The sequence below is a fragment of the Akkermansia sp. UNK.MGS-1 genome (assembly GCF_000980515.1).
In the GTDB taxonomy this organism is placed as follows: Bacteria; Verrucomicrobiota; Verrucomicrobiia; order Verrucomicrobiales; family Akkermansiaceae; genus Akkermansia; species Akkermansia muciniphila.
This window is the reverse complement of sequence record NZ_LBCB01000004.1, coordinates 1-4,528: the sequence shown is the minus strand read 5'-3', so window position 1 is coordinate 4,528 and position 4,528 is coordinate 1. Positions and strand designations below refer to the sequence as shown.

General features: G+C 43.9%; 5 protein-coding genes. All 5 read right to left on the bottom strand.

What is annotated here, in order from left to right; genetic code table 11:
* A partial coding sequence (locus tag WW58_RS02270) for an RHS repeat domain-containing protein (RefSeq protein ID WP_046435085.1) occupies positions 1-521 on the bottom strand: 521 nt, incomplete at its 3' end.
* Positions 522-778: 257 nt separating this feature from the next.
* The gene (locus WW58_RS02265; protein WP_046435083.1) at positions 779-1,408 is read right to left on the bottom strand and encodes a hypothetical protein; all 630 of its coding nucleotides are present in this window, start codon (positions 1,406-1,408) and stop codon (positions 779-781) included.
* 90 nt (positions 1,409-1,498) lie between these two features.
* A complete protein-coding gene (locus WW58_RS02260; RefSeq protein WP_046435080.1) occupies positions 1,499-2,818 on the bottom strand; it encodes an RHS repeat domain-containing protein in 1,320 nt (439 codons plus the stop codon).
* 326 nt (positions 2,819-3,144) lie between these two features.
* Positions 3,145-3,570 (bottom strand): hypothetical protein, encoded by a 426-nt coding sequence (locus WW58_RS02250; protein WP_046435076.1) that lies wholly within the window; start codon positions 3,568-3,570, stop codon positions 3,145-3,147.
* Positions 3,567-4,528, bottom strand: a 962-nt coding sequence (locus WW58_RS02245) for an RHS repeat domain-containing protein (protein ID WP_046435074.1), incomplete at its 5' end; no start/stop codon positions are given. The genes WW58_RS02250 and WW58_RS02245, both read right to left, overlap by 4 nt.

Here is a 4,528-nt window from a genome sequence, read left to right as displayed (position 1 = left end):
TGTTCCATGATGGGATCTCGGCTGATCCACCTGCCGTCGTGCGGATTGAGATGCCGGTAGTTGTAGTAGATGAGGCCGAGCTCGTCGTCCATGTATTCGCTCGAGAAGCGGAATTTGTTCTCTTGCGCCATGTTGCCTTCCGACGTGACCAGCCCTCCGTACGGACGGTATTCGTACAGGGCACGGCGTCCGCGCGCTTCCCCGAAGAGCGAGGTGACGTTCTTCATCGCGTCGTGCATGCAGTAGAGATGCTCTTTCTCCTGCGTCCCGTTCGCCTCCCAGCTCGTCATGGCCAGGACGCGCGTGGCCTGAGGTTCCGAGGGGTCCCAGAGGTAGCTGCGCACAAGTGCCGGCGTTTCCCCGGTCAAGTCGCACTCCGCCACCTGCAGGTAGTCACGGTAGAGGTAGCGCGCGTGGAAGTTCGTTGTCCCTCCGACCGTCACTTTTTTCTCAAACCTCCTGCCCATGGAGTCGTAGGCGCATTCCACGGTTGTCCCTCCGTCTTCGCTTTCGAATTTCACGGGCCGGTTTTCCGCGTTGTAGGTGACTTCCCAGATGCCCGTGGATGTTTTTACCAGCGTCTGGTTGCCGTCCGCGTCGTATTGGGGTGTAAAGGCTTCCCCTCCATTTCTGACGATGCCCGCATACCGGTTGAGTTCATCGGTTTCATAGTCCGTGGTGCTGCCGAATTCGAAGGCTTCCTTCCGGTTGCCGATGTTGTCGTACTGATAGTTATCAGATCTTCTACAACACCTGAGTCAATTTTTATTTATACATTTTAATTGATTTTCGATTTTTGTCCGAAAAGAGTTTCAGTAACCCGGGAACTGCTTCCAGCAAAGTCCCATATGACAAATTTTTTATCCTCTGTTCGCTGCATATTGCTTGGGCCAAAATTGGAATACCTTCCCCAGCCAGCCACAACATCGTCAGGCGAGTCCAGTTTCCTCATTTTTTCAATTAGGGACACTTCCTGTCTGTTGCATTGATATTTTATAATATTTTTTGGATCGCGCTTATAGATTTTACTTGTCTTTCTATCAACATAAATCACAAGGTCTTCCATCATAAATATAGAGGAATTGCTGAAAAAAGCAATATCATCAAAGCAGATAATGAATGATTTTCGAGATGGTGTCTTAATGTCCGGCCAGGCGCTAAAGAAAATATGAAATTGAAAAAAAGATTCGCATATGTCAGCGAATTTTTCACATTTCAAGATATTTAAATCAACAGGACAGAATTGATATTTCCTATTGTTATATACTATAATATAGGGCTTACCAGCCTTATCTTGAAAATCAATTTCCTGCGCGCTGGAAACACAACACAAAACTGCACATGCCAACAAACATGCCAATTTTGTCAATCTGAGCAAGAAATTCGTATAGAAAGTTATTGTTTTCATTATTGTTATTAGTATTTATTATATTTTTAATATTTCACAACTACCCCGCAGTCTCTGATAAACTGCGGGATAGTTATATTGCTTATACTGCTAATTTCCTGTTCTTCCAAGTCCCTCAGGGAGCATGGGCATAGGAGCCGGCTTTGGATCAGGTACTTTGTGTGTCCATTTAATACCTATCACTTCATTATTTAATTTTTCCCGTATCAAATTCCATTCATTAGCTTCCGGTGTAATTAATTTTTGTTGTTCTCTAGCATATCTAAGAAGGCAATCCTTTGCACTATCATAATATTTCTGAATATAGTTATTCAATTTTTTTTCAGCCTTTTCTCGCGACTCGTCTTCAGCATATAATATTTTCACATTATTTATTACAAGCTTGATATATGTTTCATCTGCTTTTTGATACACCTGCAATCTTCTTTTTTCATGACCAATAATAGCCAAAACTCCTTTTTTAGAATATCCTACAATCTTTTCATCTTCAGAAGGCCAATACTCAAGTATTACCAAAATGGGTTCTTTAATATTTTTTACAAATACTCTACATTTATTTTTTTCTTTTTTATAATCATATTCTATTTCCAAATCTTTATCCATGAATGAAGCATCTTTTATTACTGTATACCCTAAATTGCTATCAGGATTTGGCCTCATTGCAAAAGGACGTGATTCTTCTTTAACTTCAAGCCCACAATGGTCAATTACCCATACAGGTAAATTTTCGACGAAGGCATAAAGATTCCACCCTCCCTGTTCCATGATGGGATCCCTGCTGATCCACCTTCCGTCGTGCGGATTGAGATGACGGTAGTTGTAGTAGACAAGCCCCAGTTCTTCATCGTTGTATTCGCTGCTCCACTGGATGGGCTGGGTGACGTCCCCTTCGGCGGCGGCTTCTCCGTAGGGCGTGTAGGTGTAGGCCGTACGCAGGTAGCCGGCTTTCCCGAAGACTTCCGTGACGTTCCTGGTCAGATCCCACCCGTAGGCGTACCAGGTGCCGTCCTTGCGGATGGCCAGCGGGCGCGTAGCCTCAGGCTGCGTCGGGTCCCAGAACAGGAACCATCGGAAGGCTCCGCTGACGGCATCTATGGCGGCTATTTGCAGGTAGCCGCGGTACATGTAGCGCAGGTAGTTGCTCACCGTCCCGTTGACGCTCACTTTGCGGGTGTGCCGTCTGCCCATGTAGTCGTAGGTGCATTCCACCACGGTTTTGGCGCTTTCATTAACGAAGCGCACCGGGCGGTTTTCCGCGTTGTAGGAGACTTGCCAGATGCCCGTGGATGTCCTGATCAATGTCTGATTGCCGTCCGCGTCGTAAACCGGCTCAAAGGAGGCTTCTTCTCCGCGCTCGATGGCGGTGTATTGGTTGAGCGGGCCGGTTGTGTAGGCGGTCGCTTCTAGCATTTTCAATCTGTGTCAATTACTGAGATAGTTGTATGTAAAACTCTAATCGGGCGTGGCAACATAATAGCCGATTCCCGCCAGCAACCCACGGATTTGTTCGTAGGTGCAGGTCGCGACGATACAGCAGGCATTTGTTTTTGTTGCGAATCTGTTGAAACATGTGGTACAAACCAGTAACACCTCTTCCAGAAAAATCCCGGAAGAGGTGTGCAAATATTTTTTATCGTCTTTCTGTTCCAATAGTTAAATCTCTGAATATTTTCACTTTTGAAATTTTATTTATCAATTACATAAATAATAAATCATTTAAGATAAATTCAAGATAATTACTTAATTTTTATAAAACCTCGATCTCTTATCCATTTTTCCAGTTTTTCATTACTCATCCAATATCTTTCTTCAACCATTTTTCTGTATTTCTCAGAATTAGTCGCCTCCAATTGCATATAAATATCTCTCCCTCTCTTGAATAAGCGTCCTCCATACCATATGGAAATTTCCCCATCTCTTTTTTTAACAAAAACCAAATCTTGTGGTATAAATGAATATATCAAACTTGTCTTTGCATAAACATATATTCCTTCATATCCGCTGTTTGGATACATGGTTACCTCATAATATCTCATTTCGTCATCATTGTTGCCATTCAATGTCTTAAATACAGACCAACTGGCATATATGACATTGATGGCGTAAATAACCGCAAATGCCGCAATGATGGTACAAAACCATTTCTTTATTTTTTTAATCATTTTAAACGAGGGAAAAACGCATTTACACCGCCTTGATATACGGTTACTTTACATTTTGTGTTATTTTCCAGACGTTGCTTTAAAAAAGGATATTCTCCAAGATGACAACTTCTCAATTCCAGCTCACATGATGAACAAAATTTAATATTTTTGAACATATCTGATATTTCAGTAAATTTATCACCCTCAAATAAATGAGTATCTCCCCACTGAGCACTAACTCCAGATACATATTCATTTGGAGTTCCATGCATGATAACCGTCAATTTCTTAATGCATTGACAAGAATTACATTCCGAATTCGGATCAAAATCAGATGGCGTTTTAGTAATTTTATCAGCTAATGATATATTAATTAACCAATCCCATATACCCACATCCTGACATATGGCAGAATAAGTAATGGATATGGATACCTTCTTTGGAGAAGGAGTATATACTGGAGAATCGTAAGTACTAGGAGGATTCATCATACCCGGAGTAAATGGATTATAATTTTCCCCTTTCTTATCAGAGAAAACTATACCATTATTATTAACAAAGGCGAACAAATTCCAGCCACCTTGTTCCATGATGGGATCTCGGCTGATCCACCTGCCGTCGTGCGGATTGAGATGCCGGTAGTTGTAGTAGATGAGGCCGAGCTCGTCGTCCATGTATTCGCTCGAGAAGCGGAATTTGTTCTCTTGCGCCATGTTTCCTTCCGACGTGACCAGCCCTCCATACGGCCGGTATTCATACAGGGCGCGGCGCCCGCGCGCTTCCCCGAAGAGGGAGGTAACGTTCTTCATCGCGTCGTGCATGCAGTAGAGATGTTCCTTCACCTGCGTCCCGTTCGCCTCCCAGCGCGTCATGGCCAGGACGCGCGTGGCCTGAGGTTCCGAGGGGTCCCAGAGGTAGCTGCGCACAAGTGCCGGCGTTTCCCCGGTCAAGTCGCACTCCGCCACCTGCAGGTAGT

Excerpts from the sequence above, each read along its gene's own strand:
- WW58_RS02265 (WP_046435083.1), bottom strand. The coding sequence starts at position 1,408 with ATGAAAACAATAACTTTCTATACGAATTTCTTGCTCAGATTGACAAAA.
- WW58_RS02260 (WP_046435080.1), bottom strand. The coding sequence starts at position 2,818 with ATGCTAGAAGCGACCGCCTACACAACCGGCCCGCTCAACCAATACACC.
- WW58_RS02250 (WP_046435076.1), bottom strand. The coding sequence starts at position 3,570 with ATGATTAAAAAAATAAAGAAATGGTTTTGTACCATCATTGCGGCATTT.